18 protein-coding genes and 1 pseudogene are annotated in these 21,338 nt (G+C 64.0%); 9 read left to right on the top strand and 10 right to left on the bottom strand.

Features of this window, described 5'->3' with window-relative positions; translation table 11 throughout:
* Positions 1-168 precede the first annotated feature (168 nt).
* The 4 genes and pseudogenes from DCY11_RS16220 to rpmG all read left to right on the top strand — a co-directional run.
* Positions 169-882: pseudogene (locus DCY11_RS16220) on the top strand (topoisomerase C-terminal repeat-containing protein); the annotation flags it as partial.
* A 351-nt stretch (positions 883-1,233) separates the two neighbouring features.
* Entirely contained in the window at positions 1,234-3,483 is a 2,250-nt protein-coding gene (gene rnr, locus DCY11_RS14680; RefSeq protein ID WP_108683866.1) for a ribonuclease R, read from the top strand.
* A 54-nt stretch (positions 3,484-3,537) separates the two neighbouring features.
* Positions 3,538-3,969, top strand: coding sequence for a DUF983 domain-containing protein (locus DCY11_RS14675; protein WP_108683493.1), 432 nt, complete (start codon positions 3,538-3,540; stop codon positions 3,967-3,969).
* A gap of 111 nt (positions 3,970-4,080) precedes the next feature.
* The gene (rpmG, locus tag DCY11_RS14670) at positions 4,081-4,248 is read left to right on the top strand and encodes a 50S ribosomal protein L33 (RefSeq protein ID WP_045367399.1); all 168 of its coding nucleotides are present in this window, start codon (positions 4,081-4,083) and stop codon (positions 4,246-4,248) included.
* Positions 4,249-4,811: 563 nt separating this feature from the next.
* On the opposite strand, the gene DCY11_RS14665 is transcribed toward rpmG, so the two are convergent.
* From DCY11_RS14665 to DCY11_RS14655, 3 genes are all read right to left on the bottom strand, one after another.
* Entirely contained in the window at positions 4,812-6,185 is a 1,374-nt protein-coding gene (locus DCY11_RS14665) for a PleD family two-component system response regulator (RefSeq protein ID WP_108683492.1), read from the bottom strand.
* Between the two features lie 5 nt (positions 6,186-6,190).
* On the bottom strand, positions 6,191-6,565 hold the full coding sequence (locus DCY11_RS14660; protein ID WP_108683865.1) for a response regulator: 375 nt from the start codon (positions 6,563-6,565) through the stop codon (positions 6,191-6,193).
* 346 nt (positions 6,566-6,911) lie between these two features.
* A complete protein-coding gene (locus tag DCY11_RS14655; RefSeq protein WP_159080057.1) occupies positions 6,912-7,664 on the bottom strand; it encodes a cell envelope integrity EipB family protein in 753 nt (250 codons plus the stop codon).
* Between the two features lie 295 nt (positions 7,665-7,959).
* Here DCY11_RS14655 and DCY11_RS14650 point away from each other — a divergent pair, with 295 nt between their 5' ends.
* The 3 genes from DCY11_RS14650 to DCY11_RS14640 all read left to right on the top strand — a co-directional run bounded on the left by DCY11_RS14650 (position 7,960) and on the right by DCY11_RS14640 (position 10,521).
* Positions 7,960-8,424: a RidA family protein gene (locus DCY11_RS14650; RefSeq protein ID WP_108683864.1), complete on the top strand. Its 465-nt coding sequence runs from the start codon at positions 7,960-7,962 to the stop codon at positions 8,422-8,424.
* 22 nt (positions 8,425-8,446) lie between these two features.
* Complete coding sequence (locus DCY11_RS14645) at positions 8,447-9,193, top strand: glycerophosphodiester phosphodiesterase family protein (RefSeq protein WP_108683490.1); 747 nt, start codon at positions 8,447-8,449, stop codon at positions 9,191-9,193.
* 161 nt (positions 9,194-9,354) lie between these two features.
* Positions 9,355-10,521, top strand: a complete 1,167-nt coding sequence (locus DCY11_RS14640) for a GNAT family N-acetyltransferase (RefSeq protein ID WP_245409390.1) — start codon at positions 9,355-9,357, stop codon at positions 10,519-10,521.
* Here the strand turns inward: DCY11_RS14640 and DCY11_RS14635 are convergent.
* The gene (locus tag DCY11_RS14635) at positions 10,518-10,718 is read right to left on the bottom strand and encodes a dodecin family protein (protein ID WP_069444820.1); all 201 of its coding nucleotides are present in this window, start codon (positions 10,716-10,718) and stop codon (positions 10,518-10,520) included. The two genes, DCY11_RS14640 and DCY11_RS14635, sit on opposite strands and share 4 nt — an antisense overlap.
* Before the next feature lie 225 nt (positions 10,719-10,943).
* Here DCY11_RS14635 and DCY11_RS14630 point away from each other — a divergent pair, with 225 nt between their 5' ends.
* Positions 10,944-11,384, top strand: coding sequence for an HIT family protein (locus tag DCY11_RS14630; RefSeq protein WP_108683489.1), 441 nt, complete (start codon positions 10,944-10,946; stop codon positions 11,382-11,384).
* Between the two features lie 84 nt (positions 11,385-11,468).
* Here the strand turns inward: DCY11_RS14630 and clpA are convergent, their stop codons facing one another.
* From clpA to DCY11_RS14615, 3 genes are all read right to left on the bottom strand, one after another.
* On the bottom strand, positions 11,469-13,916 hold the full coding sequence (gene clpA, locus DCY11_RS14625; protein WP_108683488.1) for an ATP-dependent Clp protease ATP-binding subunit ClpA: 2,448 nt from the start codon (positions 13,914-13,916) through the stop codon (positions 11,469-11,471).
* 7 nt (positions 13,917-13,923) lie between these two features.
* Complete coding sequence (gene clpS / locus DCY11_RS14620; protein WP_108683487.1) at positions 13,924-14,253, bottom strand: ATP-dependent Clp protease adapter ClpS; 330 nt, start codon at positions 14,251-14,253, stop codon at positions 13,924-13,926.
* A gap of 270 nt (positions 14,254-14,523) precedes the next feature.
* On the bottom strand, positions 14,524-14,856 hold the full coding sequence (locus DCY11_RS14615; RefSeq protein ID WP_069444823.1) for a phasin family protein: 333 nt from the start codon (positions 14,854-14,856) through the stop codon (positions 14,524-14,526).
* A 360-nt stretch (positions 14,857-15,216) separates the two neighbouring features.
* Here DCY11_RS14615 and DCY11_RS14610 point away from each other — a divergent pair, with 360 nt between their 5' ends.
* On the top strand, positions 15,217-16,557 hold the full coding sequence (locus tag DCY11_RS14610; protein ID WP_108683486.1) for a D-alanyl-D-alanine carboxypeptidase: 1,341 nt from the start codon (positions 15,217-15,219) through the stop codon (positions 16,555-16,557).
* An 18-nt stretch (positions 16,558-16,575) separates the two neighbouring features.
* Here the strand turns inward: DCY11_RS14610 and DCY11_RS14605 are convergent, their stop codons facing one another.
* From DCY11_RS14605 to putA, 3 genes are all read right to left on the bottom strand, one after another.
* Positions 16,576-17,277 carry a DnaJ domain-containing protein gene (locus DCY11_RS14605; RefSeq protein ID WP_108683485.1) on the bottom strand — a complete coding sequence of 234 codons (702 nt, stop codon included), beginning with the start codon at positions 17,275-17,277 and terminating at the stop codon, positions 16,576-16,578.
* Positions 17,278-17,287: 10 nt separating this feature from the next.
* Positions 17,288-18,034: a VWA domain-containing protein gene (locus tag DCY11_RS14600; protein WP_245409389.1), complete on the bottom strand. Its 747-nt coding sequence runs from the start codon at positions 18,032-18,034 to the stop codon at positions 17,288-17,290.
* A 92-nt stretch (positions 18,035-18,126) separates the two neighbouring features.
* A complete protein-coding gene (gene putA / locus DCY11_RS14595) occupies positions 18,127-21,312 on the bottom strand; it encodes a bifunctional proline dehydrogenase/L-glutamate gamma-semialdehyde dehydrogenase PutA (protein ID WP_108683484.1) in 3,186 nt (1,061 codons plus the stop codon).
* Positions 21,313-21,338: the final 26 nt, after the last annotated feature.

Below are 21,338 nucleotides of genomic sequence, written 5' to 3'. Positions count from 1 at the left end.
TGGAAAGCTTTTTTCAAGCGCTACGTCGAGTACGACTTCACCGCCGATCTGGAGGAGAAGCTCGATCTCATTTCCGCAGGCGACCTTCAATGGAAGGAGGTCCTGCGCGACTTCTGGCGCGACTTCATTGGCGCCGTCGACGAGATCGGCGACCTTCGGATCGCACAGGTGCTCGATGCGCTGAACGATCTGCTGGGGCCGCACATCTTTCCGGACACAGGCGACGGCAAACCGCGCGCCTGCCCATCCTGCGGCGACGGACAGCTCAGCCTGAAGGTCGGGAAGTTCGGCGCCTTCGTCGGCTGCTCGAACTATCCCGATTGCCGGTATACGCGCCAGCTCGCCGAGACCGGCGAGAAAGCGGCCTTCGCGGATGGCAAGGTGCTCGGTCTCGATCCCGAAACGGAGTTGGAAGTCAGCATCCGCACTGGCCGCTTCGGACCCTATATCCAGCTCGGCGAAGCGGGAGACGGCGAGAAGCCCAAGCGCGCCTCGATTCCGAAAGGCACAGACCCGGACGCTATCGATCTGGAACGGGCCCTCTCCCTTCTGTCGCTGCCTCGTGAAGTCGGCATTCACCCCGAGTCCGGCAAGCCGATCACGGCCGGATACGGGCGTTTCGGACCCTACGTTCAGTGCGATGGCAAATATGCGAGCCTGTCCACGCCCGAGGAAGTTTTCGAGGTCGGCGCGAACCGCGCCATCACGCTCCTGGCCGAAAAGGCCGCGAAAGGCGCGCAACGCGGCGCCAGCGTCATCAAGGAACTGGGCGAACATCCCGAAGGCGGCGGCAAGGTTCAGGTGCTGAACGGGCGCTACGGGCCCTACGTGAAGCACGAGAAAATCAACGCGACGATTCCGCGGGACCGTGCGCCCGAGGACGTCACGCTCGAGGAAGCCGTCGAACTGATCGCGGCGCGCGCGGCCAAGGGACCCGCGAAGAAGAAAGCGGCGAAGAAGGCTCCCGCCAAGAAAAAGGCAGCCAAGAAGACGGCTGCGAAAAAGGCACCGGCGAAAAAAGCTGCGGCCAAGAAGAGCGCCGCAAAGAAACCGGCGCGAAAGAGCGCCCCGTCCAATGAGGCCGCCGACGAGGCGGCCAGCTAAGCGGCAAACGTGGCCCCACCCAAGAAGACGACCTCAGCCAAGAAGACCGCATCCGCCGCAAAGGCCAAGGCGAAACGGCCTGCGAAAACGAAGCCTGCCTCCAAGTCAAAGGCGGCTGCCAAGGCCGGCCTGCCCTCCAAGAAGGAGGTCATCGAATTCCTGGCGGGCACGACGTCCAAGGCCGGCAAGCGGGAGATCGCACGCGCTTTCAACATCAAAGGCTCGGACCGGATCGCTCTGAAAGCGCTCTTACGCGAGATGGCCGATGAAGGCCTGATTGCCGGCTCCCGCCGCAAGCTGTCGCGCCCTGGAGTGCTGCCATCGGTGACGGTGCTGGAGATCGTTGCGCGAGACGAGGATGGCGAGTTCATCGCCCGCCCCGCCACCTGGGACGACGAGAGCGGGCCGATGCCGAAGATCCTCATGGTCGAAGGAAGTGGCAATCTCGTGCAGGTGCCCGGTGTCGGCGATCGCGTTCTCGCGCGGCTCACGCCGCAAAAGCCGGACGCGGACTATCCCTATCACGCCCGTACCATCAAGAAGCTGCCACGTACCACGTCGCGCAGCCTGCTCGGCATCTTCCGGTCCCTGTCGGACGGCCGCGGTGTCATCGATCCGATCGACAAAAAGCAATTGAAGGAATGGACGGTGCCGAAAGGTGCCACGGACGAGGCCGAAGACGGCGAACTGGTCCGCTTCGAGATCGCGCGCTCGGCGCGCTACGGCGTTCCCACCGCCCGTGTCGTCGCGAGGCTCGGGAACCCGGAAGCGCAGCAAGCCATCAGCCTCATCGCTCTTCATGCGCATGGCATCCCGGACGAATTCCCCCCAACCGCGATCGCCGAAGCCGATGCCGCGAAGGAAGTGGAACTGGGCTCCCGCGTCGATTTGCGTGACGTCCCCCTGCTGACCATCGACCCCGTCGATGCCCGCGACCATGACGATGCTGTCTTCGCGGAAGCGGATACGGCGCCCGACAACGAAGGCGGTTGGATCGTCATCGTCGCCATCGCGGACGTGGCGCATTACGTCACGCCCGGCAGCGCGCTCGACAAGGAGGCCCGGAAGCGGGGCAACTCCGTGTACTTCCCCGACCGCGTCGTACCGATGCTGCCGGAGCGCATCTCGAACGAGCTTTGCTCGTTGAAGGAAGGCGTCCCGCGCCCCTGCCTCGCGGTCCGCATGGTCTTCGACAAGAACGGCCACAAGAAGAGCCACCGCTTCCTCCGCGGGCTCATGCGGTCCGCCGCGAGCCTGTCCTACGAACAGGCCCAAGCCGCGATCGACGGCCGCCCCGACGATGCGACGGACCCGTTGCTGGAGACGGTGCTACGGCCTCTCTGGGGCGCCTATGCGAGCCTCAGCAAGGCCCGCGATGCACGCGGACCGCTCGAACTCGACTTACCCGAACGGAAGATCCTGCTGGACGACAAGGGGCGCGTGCGCGGGATCGCGACACCGCCGCGGCTCGATGCGCATCGTCTGATCGAAGAGTTCATGATTCAGGCGAATGTCGCCGCCGCGGAGGCGCTCGAAACCAAACGCTCGCCGCTCGTCTACCGCATTCACGACGCGCCTTCGAAGGAGAAGCTCGTGACGCTCGGCGAGTTTCTCGCGACGATCGAGATGAAGCTGCCGAAAGCGGGAACGCTCAAACCGGCGCAGTTCAACCGCATCCTCGCCGACGCCCGCAAATCTCCCAATGCCGAACTCGTGGCGGAGGTGGTCCTGCGGAGCCAGAGCCAGGCTGAGTACAGCCCCCGCAATCTCGGGCATTTCGGCCTCAACCTGCGCCGCTATGCGCACTTCACCTCTCCGATCCGGCGCTATGCCGACCTGATCGTGCACCGCGCCCTCATCCGGGCCTTCGGCCTCGGTGAAGGGGGCCTGACGGACAGGGAGATCGACGAGCTGGAGGAGGTCTCGGGCGCCATCTCCGATACGGAACGGCGCGCCATGGCGGCCGAGCGGGACACGGTGGACCGTCTGATCGCGGCCTACCTCGCGGACCGCATCGGAGCCACCTTCACCGCAAAAGTCTCCGGCCTCGTGCGCTCGGGCCTGTTCGTCCGGCTGACCGAGACGGGCGCCGACGGGTTCGTTCCCGCCTCCGCCATCGGGCATGAATACTTCTATCACGACGAGGTACGGCAAGCGCTGGTAGGCGAAGACACAGGCCTCGCCTACCAGCTCGGAGACCCGGTCGAGGTTCGCCTGGTCGAGGCCATCCCGACCGCGGGGGCGCTACGATTTGACATGTTGAGCGAAGGACGCAAGATCGCTAGCTCAAAGGGCCGGCCACGGTCCCGCATCGCGGATAGAAGCAAGCAGCGCCCGCGCGGGAAGCCGCGCGGCGGACGGTCGAGGAAGCGGCGGTAATCAAGCGCCGACAATCAAGGGCCCAGGCCCAGCGAAAGTGAGAGGAAAGCAGGAATGTCACAGGACGAAGGCCGGTCGACGGGCGAACGCCCCCTCCAGCAGTCACTTCTGCGGGGCGCGCTGATGAAATGCCCGGCCTGTGGCGTCGGCTCGCTCTTCACACGCTATCTGAAGGTCGCCGATAACTGCTCCCATTGTGGCGAAGCTCTGCACCACCACCGGGCCGACGACGCGCCGGCCTATTTCACGATCGTCATTGTCGGCCATGTGATCGTCAGCCTCGTACTGACGGTCGAAATGGCCTACCACCCGCCCCTTTGGCTTCACGCCGCCATCTGGCTGCCGATGACCATCCTGGTCGCGCTGGCGGTCCTTGCCCCCATGAAGGGCTTGCTGGTTTCGCTGCAGTGGGCGCTCCTGATGCACGGCTTCGATCCCGACCACAAAGAAGAGATCGGAGACCGGCTGGCGCCGCCGACCGCCTGAGCCCCGGCTCAGCTTGACTTCCGCACGCGAAACAGTAGGTTGCGCGCAACTTGACGCGGGCTCGATTGGGCCCGCGCACCCTATCCCGACAGATTCTATCCGAGGACGACAATGGCGAAGCCCGTCACCCAGAAGATCAAGCTCTTGAGCACCGCCGGCACCGGTTACTTCTATGTCACCAAGAAGAACCCGCGGAATCAGACCGAAAAGATGGTCTTCAAGAAGTACGACCCGGTCGTGCGCAAGCACGTCGAGTTCAAGGAAGCCAAGATCAAGTAGCGCCCCGGGCCTGCCAAGTGTAAGGCGCGCCGGTCTAGACGGCGCACTGGTCGCTACTGCGACCCACCACTAAATCCTTCAAGTTGCTGGGGATGTTGGTCCGTCGTCGAAACGGTCCACCGAAAGTGGTGGCCGGTCGAAACGCGGCGCTAACGAGGAGGCCACTCTACCGCGCTCCGACCGGCCAAACCCCACGGACGCAGGAGATGCGGCGGACCTGAGCATTCCGCAGGGTTGTTCTGTTCACTGGTGGAAGGACGAAGCGATAGGCCACGCAGGCGGTTCCGCCTTGTGTCCCAATTCCGCTCGACGCCTTCCACACGGCGCATTTGGAACTAACTCAAAGCATAAAATCATAGGCAACGGGAACCAAATCAATCGTTGCCAATTGATTAATACGATAAAATCTCTGTTAGTGTAAAGCGTTAAGCTCAGACCCTCAGCCGAGGTGTCAAGACCGGCAAAGGGCCGGAAGCGCCTCTCCGGCACCCCGGGCGGCCATTGCTCTCAAAGCTAGACTGATTCGGTCCGGGACGTCCCCGCCGGCCACGAGGCACCAGGCCTCACGCAGCGTCGCCGACCACCCGGTTGCGCCCATCGCGTTTGGCGCAGTAGAGCGCTTGATCCGCGCGCTTGAGAATGAGTTCGGGCGTGTCTTCCTCGTATTCCAGCGCCGCCACCCCCATGCTTGCGGTCACGTTGACCGCTTTGTTCTGCGCGCCCGCGATGAAGGGTGCCGCGGCAATGCACTGCCGCAGGCGTTCGCCGACGAGATAGGCGCTTTCGAGTCCCGTGTCGGGCATGACGACAACGAACTCCTCACCGCCCAGCCGGCACGCAAGGTCGATGCCCCGAATATTGCGCCGGAGCCGCAACGCCAGTTCCCGCAGGACATCGTCGCCCGCGTCATGCCCATGCGTATCGTTGATGACCTTGAAATGATCCACATCGATCAGCAGCACTGAAAGAGGCCGCCCCCGTTCAGCCGATTCCTCGAAGAGCGTCTCCAAGTGGCTGCTCAGATAGCGGCGATTATGGAGGGCCGTGAGGGGATCCAGCACCGCCATCTCGACGGTCTGCTCCAGCCGCGACCGCAAATAGTCCGTATACCGCTTCCGCTTCACTTGCGTGCGTACCCGCGCAAGGAGCTCGCTCGGGTTGACGGGACGCATGACGTAGTCATTGACGCCCATGTCGAGACCGCGATGCAGACGCGCCTCCTCACCGGGCTCGACGATCATCATGATCGGCAGATGCCGCGTGCGATCGAGCGAGCGCAACTGCGAACAAAGCCGCAGCCCATCGGCGTTCTGCAGGTTCAAACTGACGATCAGCAGGTCGAAGTCGCCACTCGGCGCGACGAGCATAGCATGTGCCGGATCCACCATGTGGACGACGTCGTTGTCCGACTGCAGCGCCTCGACGATCCGCGTTGCGGCGCCTTCCCGGTCTTCGACCATGAGAATACGGCCATCGCACCCGGTGATGGCGACATCCTCGCCCAGCATGGCCGGATAGCCCATCTGCTGCTCCGTCGATGCCCGCATGAGCATCTCATCGGTCAACAGCTTCAGACGCGCAAGATTCCTGACCCGGGTGATCAAAGCCAGATCATCGACCGGTTTTGTCAGAAAGTCGTCGGCGCCGGATTCGAGCGCTTTCAGCAAGTCGTTCGGATGATCGAGCGCCGTCACCATCACGATGGGAATATGCTGGGTCCGAAAATCGGACTTGAGCCTCTGGCAGACCTCGAAACCGTCCATGCCGGGCATCATGACATCGAGCAGGATGACGTCCGGCAGGTCCTGCCTGCAGATCTCAAGCGCATCGGCACCACTCGATGCGGTCTGCACGGTGAAATATTCGGCCACGAGCCGCGCTTCGAGCAGCTTCAGATTGGCCAACATGTCGTCGACGATGAGGACCCGCGCGGTCATGAACTCTAACGCGCCTCTCCGATGAACTGTTTGACCGTGTCCAGGAACATCATCACGGAGATCGGTTTGGAAATGTAGGCCTCGCAGCCCCCTTCCCTGATCCGCTCCTCATCGCCCTTCATGGCGAAGGCGGTCACGGCAACGACGGGAATAGACCTCAGCTGGTCGTCTTCCTTCAGCCATTTCGTAACCTCGAGGCCGGACACCTCGGGAAGCTGAATATCCATGAGGATGAGATCCGGATGGTGCTCGCGCGCGAGCTCCAGCGCATCCACACCGTTCCGGGTCTGAAGCGTCTGATACCCATGTGCATCGAGGAGGTCATGGAAGAGCTTCATGTTGAGCTCGTTGTCCTCGACAATCAGAACTGTCTTCGTCATCGGCATCGGTCCCGGCGATTCTGTTCCGTCATGGTCGGCGACATAGCCACGATGCGCAGATAGGCTTCGCGCCGCCGGCGGCGCAGCGGGCGGCCGCATCAAAGACGCCATGGGCGCCTGCAGAAAACCACGGTTCGGCGCAGCTGCTTCCACGTATGTCGATCGTGTCCTCCAAAACATGGTTCCATCGCCCCTTTTGCTTTCGGGCAATATCCCATCGAACCTGTAACTAAACTCTGAAGCGGAACTGGAAATCGTGACGGTTCTTGATCATTTTCCGCCATTTACCGAGCGTTAGGCTACGGCTTTACCAGACCCCAACCGAACGCAATGTTCTGTAGACGGACTATTTACACTTCTTTTCCTTTAAGTACTCGAGCGAGCTCAGCTTGCCCTCGACCGTGTACTCGCCATAGTCGATGAGCAGGTCGCGGCTGACGCCGTTCTCGTAGAGCCGGAAGTCGATCTGGTAGCTCGGGGTCAAGTCGCCGGCCGCCAGATCGAAATAGCCGATCGAGATGGGCCAGGACGGCAATTCGCCGAGCTTCTCGTCCTGAGCGACCTTTTCGAGCCGGTCCGCGTCGCCGCCGGGTTTCACCATGCTTCCGATGAACGCGGTCGTATCGAAGACCCTCTGGCCCTTCTCCGTGCCGTCATAGACCTTCGCCTGGAAGACGCTCTGGCCGCTGGCCGCCCGCTCGATCAACGCGATGCTGTGCTGGGTCGGGAACAGAACGGGGCCGGAAAGGCTGAACTCTTCGGACTCAGGCTGCGTGAGCCTGACGGTGATGGCCCCGTCGGAGCGGCCGCGGCTAGCCCGGCCGATGGTGGCCTCGTCGAGCCGGTGGTTCAGCCGCTGCGAGGAGTGAAAGCGGAAGGACTTCCCGTCACCGGCCTCCCCGGTCGACGACCAGACATCGGCGAGGATCGTCTCGCCTTGCGTGTCGGTGATCTGGCTAACCAACCGCGTGTTGAGGGAGTAGCCGCGGCATGCCGACCCCGTGAATTCAAACACCATGCGGCCGTCATAGGCCGTGACACCGGAGCCGGAGCGCGCCTCGCCGAGCGACATTTCGTAGACCGCTCGATGGGGTGCCAAGTGGCTGGCCCCAATCGCCCAGGCCTGATGGGACACCCCCAACGCGGCGCAAAATACCAAGGAAGACAGCCAATAACTCTTGGCGCGGTTCATCTATTCGGCCTTCTGAAGCTTGCCCGGAAGTCTGCAGCCGGTCTGGCCTGTCCGAGCGGTAATTCTTGTCACTATCGTTCCGGTCCGGCAAGGGCCCCGCGAGCGCACGCGCCGGACTCCCGAAAACGAAATTCCCAGGCAAGCCTTGCAGGCTAAGGCTTTTTGCTCAACTGTGAGCGTAACGTCGGGTATGGGAGGAATCATGGCAGGAACGATCGAAGCACGGCTCCAGGCCTTGGACATTGCGCTGCCCGAGGCAAAGCCGCCGGTCGCCAGCTACGTGCCCTTCATCCACATGAACGGACAGCTCCTGGTCTCCGGCCAACTCCCCATGCAGGACGGTGCAATTGCCGTCAAAGGCCAGCTCGGCGGCAACGTCACGCTGGAGGACGGGCAAGCCGCGGCGCGCCTTTGCGCACTGAACATCATGGCCCAGGCCAAGCTGGCCCTGGGCGATCTCGACCGCATCACACAGCTCCTGCGCCTGAACGGTTTCGTCTGCGCTGCGCCTGAGTTCGGCGACCATCCCAAGGTGATCAACGGCGCATCGGATCTGTTCGTGGAGGTGTTCGGCGACAAGGGACGCCACACGCGCATTGCCGTCGGCTGCGCGAGCCTGCCACTGAACGCTGCCGTCGAGATCGATGCGGTATTTGCCATAGACTGAGCGCGTCGAAGAGAGGACGCACATGGGCGAACTCTACTGGCTGAAGCGGCCGATCGCCCATCGTGGGCTCCACGATGCTGCGCGCGGGATCGTCGAGAACAGCGCCTCTGCGGTGAAGGCGGCGATGCGGAGGGGCATCGCCGTCGAAGTCGATCTGCAGCGCGCGGCCGGCGACATGCCGGTCGTGTTTCACGACGTGATGCTCGATCGCCTGACGAACGAAAGCGGTCCTGTCGCCGCGCGCGACGTGGAGGCCTTGCGCGCGATCCCCCTCAAAGACGGCGGCGGCGACCGGATCCTATCCTTGCCCGAACTCCTCGAACTCGTGGGCGACACCGTCCCGCTGGTGTTGGAGGTGAAGAACCACGGAAAGGGTGACGGCGCCTTCGAGGCCAACATCGCCAAGCTGCTGGCTGGCTATCACGGTCCGGTGGCAGTGATGTCCTTCGATCCCCATGCGGTCGCGGCCTTCCGGCAACACGCCCCTACTCTGCCCCGCGGCCTCGTCTCCTGCCGCTTCAACGACGAATTCTCCAAGACGCATCTTTCGACGCTGCAACGTTTCGCCATGCGGCATCTCCTCACATCCACCTTCGCACGGCCCCATTTTGTCGCGTACGATGTCAACGCGCTGCCGGCTGTCGCGCCGCTGCTCGCCAAATTCGCCGCCGGCCTGCCCTTGCTGGCATGGACCGTTCGCACCGAGGCGGATCTTGCGCGGGCCCTGCGATATGCCGATGCGCCGATCTTCGAAGAGATCGCGCCCTAACGGCCGGCATTGGAAGGCCGGGGCGCGGGTCAAAGGGTACGGCCGGATCGCCGAACATCATGGGCGGCATGGACACACCAGCGGAACGAAAGGACCGAAACGCGCAGGACCACGGCGCCGGAGCGCCCCACGCACACGGGGATAGCGCCCCGGAGGCGGTCGTGCGCATCGCAAGCCGCATCGCGGACGTGCCTGCCGACCAATGGGACGCTTGCGCGATTGGCGACAGCGGCTTAACGGAGCCCTCCAACCCTTTCGTTACCCATGCTTTTCTGAAAGCGCTCGAGGAGAGCGGGTCGGCCACGAGAGAGACCGGCTGGCTGCCCCAGCATCTGCTCTACGAGGACGACCAGGGCCGCCTGCTCGGGTGCATGCCCTGCTACCTGAAGGGCCATAGCCAGGGCGAGTACGTGTTCGACCACGGCTGGGCCGAAGCCTACATGCGCGCGGGCGGCGACTACTACCCGAAGCTACAAGCGGCGGTGCCGTTCTCCCCGGTCCCAGGCCCGCGGCTGCTCGTCCGGAACTCTGACGCCCGCATGGAACGGCAAGCCTTGCTGCTGGAGGCGGGACGGACGCTGACGAACAGGCTCGGCGTGTCTTCGCTGCACATCACCTTCATGACGCGCGACGAGTGGCGGCTCGCGGGCGAACTCGGCTACCTGCAGCGGACCGACCAGCAGTTCCACTGGCACAATGACGGCTACGGCAGCTTCGACGACTTCTTGAGCGCGCTCGCTTCGCGCAAGCGCAAAGCCATCAAGCGCGAACGCCGTGATGCGCTCAGCGACGATATCGAGATCGAATGGCTCACCGGCTCCGAGCTGACCGAAGCGCACTGGGACGCGTTCTTCGCGTTCTACATGGACACCGGCGCGCGCAAATGGGGACGCCCCTATCTGACGCGCAAGGCCTTCAGCCTGCTAACCGAGACCATGGCCGACCGGCTACTGCTCGTCATGGCCAAGCGCGGCACGGACTACATCGCCGGCGCACTCAGCGTCATCGGCGCGGATACGCTCTATGGCCGCTATTGGGGCGCGCTCGAGACCCACGACTTCCTGCATTTCGAAGTCTGCTACTACCAGGCCATCGACTACGCGATCGCCCACGGTCTCGCCCGCGTCGAGGCTGGCGCCCAAGGCGGCCACAAGCTGGCACGCGGCTACGTCCCCACCGAGACTTACAGCGCGCACTACATCGCCGATCCGCGGCTTAGAGCCCCCGTCGCCGACTATCTTCAGCGGGAGCGACTCGCCGTCGCGGAAGAGAGTGCCCTGCTCGCGGCGGAGTCGCCGTATCGAAAGGACTTAGGCAAGCGCGCCTAATCCAGCACGAACGAGATCTTGCCGTTGATGCGGTACTTGCTGATCTTGCCGTTCTCGACCGTCGCCTCGAAATTCTTGATGTAGATTGAGCGCACGTTGCGCACGCTTTTCTCGGCCGTCTTCAGGGCGGTCTGCGCGGCGTCTTCCCAGCTCTTGTTGGATTCGGCCAGAACTTCGATCACTTTGAGCATTGTCATTGGACCCTCCCGAGGTATGCACTTTCAAGAAATTTATTGTAGAACAATATGTTACCGGAGCGGACGCACGCGGCCCGACTCCAATAGAGTCAATGAACGGGGCGCGACAAAGTTCCATCCGCCGGCAAACCCATTCATGTGCCGGTTGACCTAGGGCGCCTAAGGAATCGAAATGATTCAGCAAATCACCCGCGGTTAAGACACGACGAGAGGAGACACGATCGGATGGCAGACAACGATGCGGCGGCGTACGACCCGGAGAACATCTTCGCCAAAATGCTCAAAGGCGAGATCCCCTGCCACAAGCTCTACGAGGACGACGACACCCTCGCCTTCCTCGACATCATGCCGCGTACGGAAGGCCACGCCCTCGTCATCACCAAGGAGCCTGCGGCGGACCTGTTCGGGATCTCACCGCAAGGCCTCGGGAAGCTCATGACCGTCGTGCAAACGCTCGCGCCGAAGATCAAGCAGGCGGTCGGCGCCGACGGCATTCTCATCCAACAGTTCAACGGCGCGGCGGCCGGCCAGACCGTGTTCCACCTTCACGTCCACATCATCCCCCGTAAGGACGGCTTCCCCATGCGGGCCGAGGGCTCAAAGATGGCCAACCCCGAGGAACTCAAAGCCACCGCCGAGAAGATTAGGGCTGTGCTGAACGGCTAGCAGAAACAACCATGGCCGGGGCTCTTATGAGCGCCCGGCCATGAATTTGATCTGTAATGAAGCGCGAAGCGCAGGACGGAGTCCTCAGTCTTCGCCGAGCGGGACCTTCGGCACGGAGCCCGAGCCGCTTTCCTTCGCGCCGCCACGGGGTTTGCGGCTGCGCTTGGTCTTCGGCTTCGAGGCCTTGGCTTTCGCCTTGACCTTGGCCTCGGCGTCCTTCTCGTCGGAGTCGCGCGGTTTGATCGGGGCGTCGGCCGAGATGTAGTCGAAGTCGAGGCCTTTTTCGCCGGCTTCTTCCTTCACGACCACGCGCACCGTGCCGCCATCCTTCAGCGCACCGAAGAGGATCTCCTCCGCCAGCGGCTTCTTGATGTTCTCCTGGATCACACGAGCCAGCGGCCGTGCGCCGAACTTCTCGTCGTAGCCGCGGTCCGCCAGCCAAGCATTGGCTTCCGGGGTCAGCTCGATGGTGATGTTCCGGTCTCCAAGCTGGGCTTCGAGCTGGAACACGAACTTCTCGACGACCTGCGCGATGACCGACGCCGGCAGCGCGCCGAACGGGATGATCGCATCGAGCCGGTTGCGGAACTCCGGCGAGAACAGGCGGTTGATCGCCTCCTCATCGTCGCCCTCGCGCTTGGTGCGGTTGAACCCGATCGCCGCCTTGGCCATGTCGGCCGCGCCGGCATTCGTCGTCATGATCAGGATGACGTTCTGGAAGTCCACGTGCTTGCCGTTGTGATCGGTCAGCTTGCCGTGATCCATCACCTGCAGGAGGATGTTGAACAAGTCCGGGTGAGCCTTCTCGACCTCGTCGAGCAGCAGCACGCAGTGCGGATGCTGGTCCACACCGTCGGTCAGCAGACCGCCTTGGTCGAAGCCCACATAGCCGGGAGGCGCACCGATCAGGCGCGACACGGTGTGGCGCTCCATGTACTCGCTCATGTCGAAGCGCAGCAGCTCGACGCCGAGCAGCGTGGCGAGCTGGCGTGCGACCTCGGTCTTTCCGACGCCGGTGGGGCCCGAGAACATGTAGCAACCGATGGGCTTGCCCGGCTCGCGCAGACCCGCGCGGCTCAGCTTGATGGCCGCTCCCAAGGCCTCGATGGCTTTGTCCTGCCCGAACACGACGCGCTTCAGATCCTCGTCGATCCCGCGCAGCACCTCCGCGTCGGTCTTGGAGATGGTCTTTGGCGGGATGCGGGCCATGGTGGCGATGGTGTTCTCCACCTCCTTGACGCCGATGGTCTTCCGCCGCTGACGCTCGGGCACGAGCATCTGCGAGGCGCCCGTCTCGTCGATCACGTCGATCGCCTTGTCGGGCAGCTTGCGGTCGTGAATGTATTTCGCCGACAGCTCCACCGCGGACTTGATCGCCTGGTTCGTGTAGCGAATGCGATGGAAGTCCTCGAAATAAGGCTTGAGGCCCTTCAGAATTTCGATCGTGTCGGGCACGGACGGCTCCTTCACGTCGATCTTCTGGAACCGTCGCACCAGCGCCCGGTCCTTCTCGAAGTGCTGACGGTATTCCTTGTAGGTGGTCGAGCCGATGCAGCGCAGCGAGCCCGATTGCAGCGCCGGCTTCAACAGGTTCGACGCGTCCATGGCGCCGCCCGAGGTCGCGCCCGCGCCGATCACCGTGTGGATCTCGTCGATAAACATGATGGCGCCCGGGAAGTTCTCGATCTCCCGCATCACCGCCTTGAGGCGCTCCTCGAAGTCGCCGCGATAGCGCGTGCCCGCCAGCAGCGCGCCCATATCCAGCTGGAAGATAGTGGCGTCGGACAGCACTTCCGGCACGTCGGCCATGACGATGCGCCGCGCGAGACCTTCGGCGATAGCGGTCTTGCCAACGCCCGGGTCGCCCACGAAGAGCGGGTTGTTCTTTTGGCGGCGGCACAGGACCTGGATCGTGCGCTGCACTTCGGCCTCGCGGCCGATGAGAGGGTCGATCCGCCCGGTGCGGGCCTTCTGGTTCAGGTTGATGCAGTAGACCTCGAGCGCATCGGCGCCGCGCTTCTTGTCGTCGCCGCCTTCCACAGTCGCCGCATCGTCGTCGATGCCGCGCACGGGCCGCGCGTCGGACATGCCACCGCGCTTGGCGATGCCATGACTGATGTAGTTGACCGCATCGAATCGCGTCATGTGCTGCTCTTGCAGGAAGAACGCGGCATGGCTTTCCCGCTCGGCGAAGATCGCGACCAGCACATTGGCGCCGGTCACCTCTTCCCGGCCGCTCGACTGCACATGGGCAACGGCGCGATGGATCACGCGCTGAAAGCCGGCGGTCGGCTGCGCGTCGCCATGGTTGTCGAGCACGAGGCCGGACAGCTCATTGTCGACATAGCCGGTGAGCTTTTCCCGCAGCAGATCAAGATCGACGTCGCAGGCACGCATGACGGCGGCCGCGTCGCGGTCGTCCAAAAGCGACAGGAGCAGGTGCTCCAGCGTCGCATACTCATGGCTGCGCTCGTTCGCATATTGAAGCGCGCGCCGGAGTGCCTGCTCTAAACTGGTCGAAAAAGAAGCCACGGAATTCCTACTCTTTCTCCATCGTGCATTGAAGCGGATGCTCGTGCTGACGGGCAAAGCTGGTGACCTGAGCTACCTTAGTCTCGGCAACCTCGTAAGTGTAGACCCCACAGATGCCGACGCCCTTTTGATGGACGTGCAGCATGATGCGGGTCGCCTCCTCCGGCGCTTTGTTGAAAAACCGCTCGAGGATGTACACGACGAAATCCATCGGCGTGTAATCGTCATTGAGCAACAACACCTTGTAGAGGCTCGGCCGTTTTGTCTTGGGCCGTGCCTTCGTAACAATCTGGGTGCCGGAGTCGTCGTCCCGGCGCGGTTCGTCATTGCGCGCCATCGTTAGCCTTCACTCGTCGTCCCCTAATGTGGGACCGCGCCGCGCCAGTTCCAAGGCGGAGCGCCCTGCTGGGTCCGAAAACCGTCTCGAACACAGTCTAGCGTGATCGGACCGACGGCAGCAATTCGGCGCGAGGTGAAAATGCTAATGTGACGCGGTTTGCTGACAGAAATGGTGATACGCCGCCGCAAGAGGCGGCAACTTGCCGAAAAAAAAGGCCCGGGGCAGCGCCCCGAGCCTTCCTTGGGAGGAAGAATAGGTGCTGTCGCTTTACGCGGCCTTCTTCGCCATGGCGGCTTCCATCGGCTTGTACGCGTCTTTGGCCAGACCGGCATACATCTCGCCGATCTTGGTCATCTCGGCCATGTAGCCGTCGTAAGCCTTCTTGGCGAACTGCGACTGAATTTCGACGGCCTGCTCGATAGACTTGCAGCCAGCGAGCTGCTCGAAAGCCTTGGTCGAATCTTCGAACGCTTTCTTCGAATAGTCGGTGAACTCGGCGGCAATGGCCTGGAAGCCTTTGTTCATCTCGCCGAACGAGCGCACATAGGCGTCAAAACCGTCTTTGCCAACTTTCTGAAACTCTTCAAAACCTTTGATCATCGGGCCCTCTACACAGGTTGGGATCGGAAAAATGCTGCGAACGCGAACACAAATATATGCATTGCACAAAAAACGTCAACCTGGATTTTGCAGTGCACAACATTATGGCGCTTGAGCCCCCAATTTGCCCTTAACGCTTTGGCAATCGACCACTTCTAGCCTGTCCGCTTGTCGGCGTTGCAACGCGGAATGACGGACCGCGACCGCCTCGAAGGGATGCGCAGAAGCGCTCGAGGGCGGCGTGACAAACGGGGAAAGGCGTAAGCCAAAGTGTTCGAACAACTACAATTTGAGTCCAAACGGCGCGGATCCCGGATTCGCACGTCTGGGAACGGCCGGCCATCGGCCTCCCTGCGTCGTATGACGCAGATCAGCCTGGTGCTCTTGCTCGCGTGCGGTGTGACGCTGACACATGTCGGCGAGGCCTTTGCCGACAAGCGGGTAAAGGCCGCCATCATCGTCGATGCGAACACGAACAACGTGCTCTATTCCCAGTCCGCCGACGTCCTGCGCTCGCCGGCCTCGCTCACCAAGATCATGACGCTCTACGTCTTGTTCGCCTATATGCGGGCGGGCCGGTTCAGCCCCGACACCCAGTTGAAGGTCTCCAAGCACGCCGCCAGCCAGTCCCCGACCAAGCTTTATCTGAAGCCCGGTTCCACCATCGCCGTAAAAGACGCCATCAAGGCCCTGGTCACGAAATCGGCCAACGACGCGGCTGCAGTCGTGGCGGAGAATGTGGGCGGCTCGGAGGAGAATTTCGCGCGCATCATGACCCAGACGGCGCGCAATCTCGGCATGAAGAAGACGACCTACCGCAACGCGTCGGGCCTTCCGAACAATGAGCAGCTGACCACGGCGCGGGACCAGGCCATCCTGGCCATGCACATCATGCAGGACTACCCGGAGTACTACAGCGTCTTCGAGACCAAGTACTTCGACTACAAGGGCCGGAAGTACCGGAACCACAATCGCCTGCTCTTCACCTACAAGGGCACGACCGGCATCAAGACGGGCTATACGCGGGCTAGCGGCTTCAACTTGACGGCCGCCGTTCACCGCGGCGACAAGCACCTGGTCGGCGTCGTGCTCGGCGGCAACACCAGCTCACTGCGCAATGCCGCCATGACTTCCCTGCTCGACAAGCACTGGTCGAAAGCCTCTTCGAAGAAGCCGGGTGCCACGAACTTCATTGCATCGCTGCTCGGGGCACCTAATCCGCCGCGGCCCTCTCGCAAACCGATCTTCTCCGTGGCCAGCGCCGCCGTCCCCGTCGCGAGCCACACACCGGCCGCCCAGCCCGCCGTGGCCCAGCCTGCGGTAGCCCAGGCTCCGGCGGTGCAGCCCGCGGTCGCGCAACCGGCACAGCAGCGCCCCATCGTGCAGGCGAGCCTTTCACCGAGCCTCGCGCCGAACCGCCTCTCCGCACCGAGTCCTGCTTCCGCGAACCGTATGGGCAACTACCACGTCCAGGTCGGGTCCTATAACTCGCCCGCCGATGCCCAGAACCGGCTCGGCATGGTGCGCCAGCGTGCGCCGCAATTGCTCGACGGGCACCTGCCCTTCACGGCCACGTTCGAGAAAGACAACAAGGAATGGTATCGGGCCCGGTTCGCCGGCTTCACGAAATCCGACGCGCGCAGTACCTGCGAGGCTCTGAAGCGCATGCGGCTCGATTGCATCGCTCTGGCCGCCGAGTAGCGGCGCACGATCCCTGGCCTAACGGCCAATCAGCACATCTTTCGCTTCGTTGATGCGGGCGGCCAGGTAGGTGGACCCGCCCTGATCGGGGTGCAGCTTCATCATCAGACGGCGATGGGCCTGCCGAATGTCCTCGTCCGAGGCGTCCGGCGCTACCTCGAGCACCGCGCGCGCTTCCTCGACACTCATTCGGCCCTTGGAGAAACCGCCCGTCCCGGCACCGGCGCTCGCTTTTTCGGCCCGCTGCCGCCAATCCGGCACGCGCCAGTCGAGATACGCCTCCATCAGGGCCGCTTCCTTCAGTCCGTCCGCCTCGAAGGTGGCATAGAGTTCGACGGCTTCGGCGTCGCTCAAGGACGAGAGCGTGCGCCCCGCGAACCGGCCCTTCAGGCATTTGCCGTCCATGTAGCCGGTGTCGTGGTCGAGCTCCATTTCCAGCCGCTCGGTCTGCACGTGGGACGCTTGTCCCTTGGACTTCTCACCCGAGCCGCCGAACCCGCCAACGCCGCTTCCGGCGACCAAGCTCAAGGCGAACGCCGCAAGCGGGATCGCCAGCGGCAAGGCCCCGCGCAAAGCCAGGAAGCCTGCCACGGCGAACAATGCGACCGCGCCGATTTTGCGGAGACCGCCCGCGAGTTGTGTCGGGTTCGCCCTGACAATCACGCGGCCGAGAAGCAAGAGGGCGACGAGTAGCGCGCAACCGAGGAAGAAATAGACCATCCGCGCCGGCCTATCGCAGCTGTTCGAGCAGAACCGTCGCAGCGCCGCTCTTGGCGTTCTCGAGCGCCTTGCGGCCCCCCGAGGCGTAGACCGCCACCGCCGTCAGCAGCGCGCGCAGCTGGGCCGCCGAGCCGGCATCGAAGCGGCAATAGGCGCCCCGCGACAGGCGCGCGATTTCCTTGAACGCCCGTTCGGCGCGCGCATCGTGTCCCTCCTGGAACACGAACACGGGCACACGCACGAGACCGAGTTCGCCCGCGAGCTGACACAGATCGTCGATGCTCTCCTCCATGCAGTCGCCCACATAGACCAGCGCATTGACCGTCTGACGGCCGGTCTCTTTTTTTGCATGCGACAGAACTTTGCGGATCTGCGTGTGCCCGCCCTCGCAATGGACTTGGCGCATCAGCCGCGCGAGCGCATCTGGGTCGCGCACCCATTTGCTGGACCGGCACTCGCGAAAGCCCCGGAAATACATCAGCTGCACGTCGAGCCCGCCCACCTGCTTGACCGCGTCGAACATCTCGCTCTGAAGGCCGAGGGCAAGGTCCCAGGTGGGTTGGCGGCTCATGGTGGCGTCCATGGCAAAGATCAGCCGTCCCGACCCCGAGGTGGCCGGCTGCAGGCTCTGCACCTTGCTCAGAAAGGCATCGACTTCCGCCGACGTCGAGGGCGCGCGCGCAACATCGCCCGAAGCCGTCTTGGACGGGGCCGTCGGCGAAGAGGTCTTGGATGCCGGGATCTTCGGTTCACTCATCCGCCCGCTCCGCGATGCCGTTCAAACTCTGAGAAAATGCACACGCTTATAGATGGTCATTTTTGGCCACATTCTCAATCCCGAACCGGCGCCTAGCTGTCGTCGCCGCCCGCCGCGAGCAGGCTCGCATTGCCGCCCGCCGCCGTCAGGTTCGTCGTCCGCACCCGCTCCACCGCGAAGGCTTCCAGATAGTGCGGCCCTCCGGCCTTGGGGCCTGTTCCGGAGAGACCCTCGCCGCCAAAGGGCTGCACGCCCACCACGGCGCCGATCTGGTTTCGGTTGACGTAGAAATTGCCGACCCGCACCCGCGCGGCGACGAAATCCGCCGTCGCCTTAATACGGCTATGAAGGCCGAGCGTGAGCCCGTAGCCGGTCGCGTTGATCGCCGCGCAGACCTCGCCTAGACGCTTCCCGTCATACCGCACCACGTGGAGGATCGGCCCGAACACCTCACGCTCCAGAGCGCCGATCTCCGGGATTTCGCAAATCGCGGGCGCGACGAACGTTCCGTGGCTGAGTGCCGCGTCTACCTCTGGATCGAACAGGACGCGCGCCTCGACACGCATTCTTTCCTTGTGCGCCTCGAGCACGGCCTTGGCCTCGGCATCGATCACAGGCCCGATGTCGGTCGCGTAGTCGAGCGGATCGCCGACAGTCAGTTCCTGCGCGGCCCCAACGAGCATGTCGATCACCGGCTCCGCGATGTCGGACTGGAGGAACAGGACGCGCAAGGCCGAGCACCGCTGCCCGGCGCTGTCGAAGGCTGAACGCAAGACATCGTCCACCACCTGTTCGGGCAGCGCGGAGGAGTCGACGATCATGGCGTTGAGGCCGCCGGTCTCGGCGATCAGCTTCGGGATCGGACCCGGACGCGCCGCCAAGGCCTTGGCGATGGCCTTGCCCGTATCGGTCCCGCCCGTGAACACCACGCCGTCCACACGCTCGTCCGAAACGAGCGCGGCCCCGATCGTCTCGCCCGGGCCCGGAAGGAGATGCAACACATCACCCGGCACGCCGGCCTCGTGCAGAAGGCGGACGGCAACAGAGGCCATCAGCGGCGTCTGCTCAGCGGGCTTCGCCACGACCGCGTTGCCAGCGGCGAGCGCGCCGGCGACCTGGCCGGTGAAGATCGCGAGCGGAAAGTTCCACGGCGAGATCGCGGCGAAGACGCCGCGCCCGTGCAACGTCATCTCGTTGCTTTCGCCGGTCGGACCGGGAAGCGCCAATGGCGCCTCGAATTTCGCGCGCGCTTCCGCCGCATAGTAGCGCAGGAAGTCCACTGCCTCGCGCAAATCGCTCTGGGCGTTGGGGAGTGTCTTGCCGGCCTCGCGCACCAGGAGCGCCATCAGACGCGGCCGTGCCGCCTCGAACAGGTCCGCCGCCCGTTCGAGGATCGCCGCGCGGGCTACGCCGCCCTGCTGGTCCCAGCCTTGTGCCGCGCCTTTGGCGGCGTCGAGCGCGGCATCGACGGATTTGTCGTCCGCCAACCCGCACGTGCCGACGACAACCCGGTTGTCGTGGGGCGAGACGATCTCCATCGTCTTGCCGGTGTCGAGCTCGGCCCCCCCGACGATCGGCGCCGCGGTGGCGGGAGCCCGCAGTGCCTCCGTCATGGCAGCCAGCAATGGCGCGCGGGTCGCATCGTCCCATAGCGGCAGTCCGAGACTGTTCCGCCGCACGGCTCCATAGAGATCGGGCGGAACGGGAATGGCGGGATTGGCTTTCTCCGGCATCCGGGCCGCCTTCTCGACCGGATCGGCGATGATCGCTGGAATCGGCGCCTCGTCGTCCGCAAGACGATGCACGAACGACGTATTGGCCCCATTCTCGAGCAGCCGCCGCACCAGATAGGCGAGCAGATCCCGATGGCCGCCGACGGGCGCGTAGATGCGGCAGGGCTTCTTCAGCCCCTCGACCACCTCGCTATAGATCGGCGCCCCCATGCCGTAGAGACGCTGAAACTCGTACGGTGCGTCGCCAGCCAAATCGGCGACCGCGGCGATGGTGTGGGCGTTGTGGGTCGCGAATTGCGGATAGAAGCAATCGGGGCGGGCAAGAAGCGCCCGAACCGCCGCGAGATAGGCCACGTCCGTATTCACCTTGCGCGTGAACACGGGGTACCCCGCGAGCCCGGCCTCCTGGGCCCATTTGATCTCGCTGTCCCAATAGGCACCTTTCACAAGGCGCACCGGAATGCGGCGGCCGGTCTTTTCCGCGACCCGCGCAAGCCAGGCGATCAGCGGCAGGGCGCGCTTCGAATAGGCCTGGACCGCCAGCCCCAGCCCGTTCCAGTTCGAAAGCGCCGGATCCGCGAACAGCGGCTCCAGGATCGAGAGCGACAGATCGAGCCGCTCGGCCTCCTCCGCATCGACCGTGAGAGGCAGCCAGGCCTCGCGCATCTGCAGGGCGAGCGCGCGAAGCTTCGGAACGAGTTCCCGATGCAGCCGCGCCTCTTGCGACGCCACGTAGCGCGGATGCAAGGCGGACAGCTTGACCGACAGGCCGGACCGCGCGTGCAGGATCTCGTCCGTGCGCTCAGCCGGGATGCCCTCTCGCATCGCGATCGCCGAGGCGGCTTCCGTGTAGCGCTGGCCATAGCGCTCGGCGTCCTCAGCCGTGCGGGCCCCCTCACCCAGCATGTCGAAGGAGAACCGGTAGCCGTCCCGCAGGTCGGGCGCGGCATTGTCGAGGGCGCCTTGGATCGTTTCGCCGAGCACGAATTGCTTGCCGAGAATGCGCATGGCGCGGCGCACCGCCTCGCGGATGACCGGCTCACCGCTTCGGGCCACGAGCCGCTGGACCCGCGCGCTAAGATCGCTGCTCTTGTCCCCGCCCCAATCGAGCAGGTGCCCGGTCAGCATCAGGCCCCAGGTCGAGGCGTTCACGAGCACCGAGTCCGAGTGGCCCAGATGCCTCGCCCAATCCCCCGAGCCGATCGTGCCGGCGATCAGCCGGTCGGCGGTGGCTCCATCGGGGATACGCAGCAGCGCTTCCGCCAGGCAAAGGAGCAGCACGCCCTCCTCACTGGAGAGCCCGTATTCGGCCAGGAAGGAGTCGATGCCGCCTTGGGCGTGACGCCCCTCGCGCGCGGCCTCCACCAGCCTCGTGGCGATGCGCGCGATTCTGTGCCTGTCTTCGCTGGAGAACCGCGCGGCCTCGATCAGCGCCGCGACCAGCGCATCCTTATCGGCGAGCAAAGCCGCACTCAATTCCGCCCGGCCAAGGCCGTCGCCCGTGTCCGGTACGCTTGAACCCAATGCGGCAGTCGGCGCATTCATGCGTCCAATTTAGGGGTTTCGAGCCG

The organism is Methyloceanibacter sp. wino2 (assembly GCF_003071365.1).
GTDB lineage: Bacteria > Pseudomonadota > Alphaproteobacteria > Rhizobiales > Methyloligellaceae > Methyloceanibacter.
The sequence above is the reverse complement of the archived record's forward strand: the minus strand, read 5'-3'. Positions and strand labels throughout refer to the sequence as shown.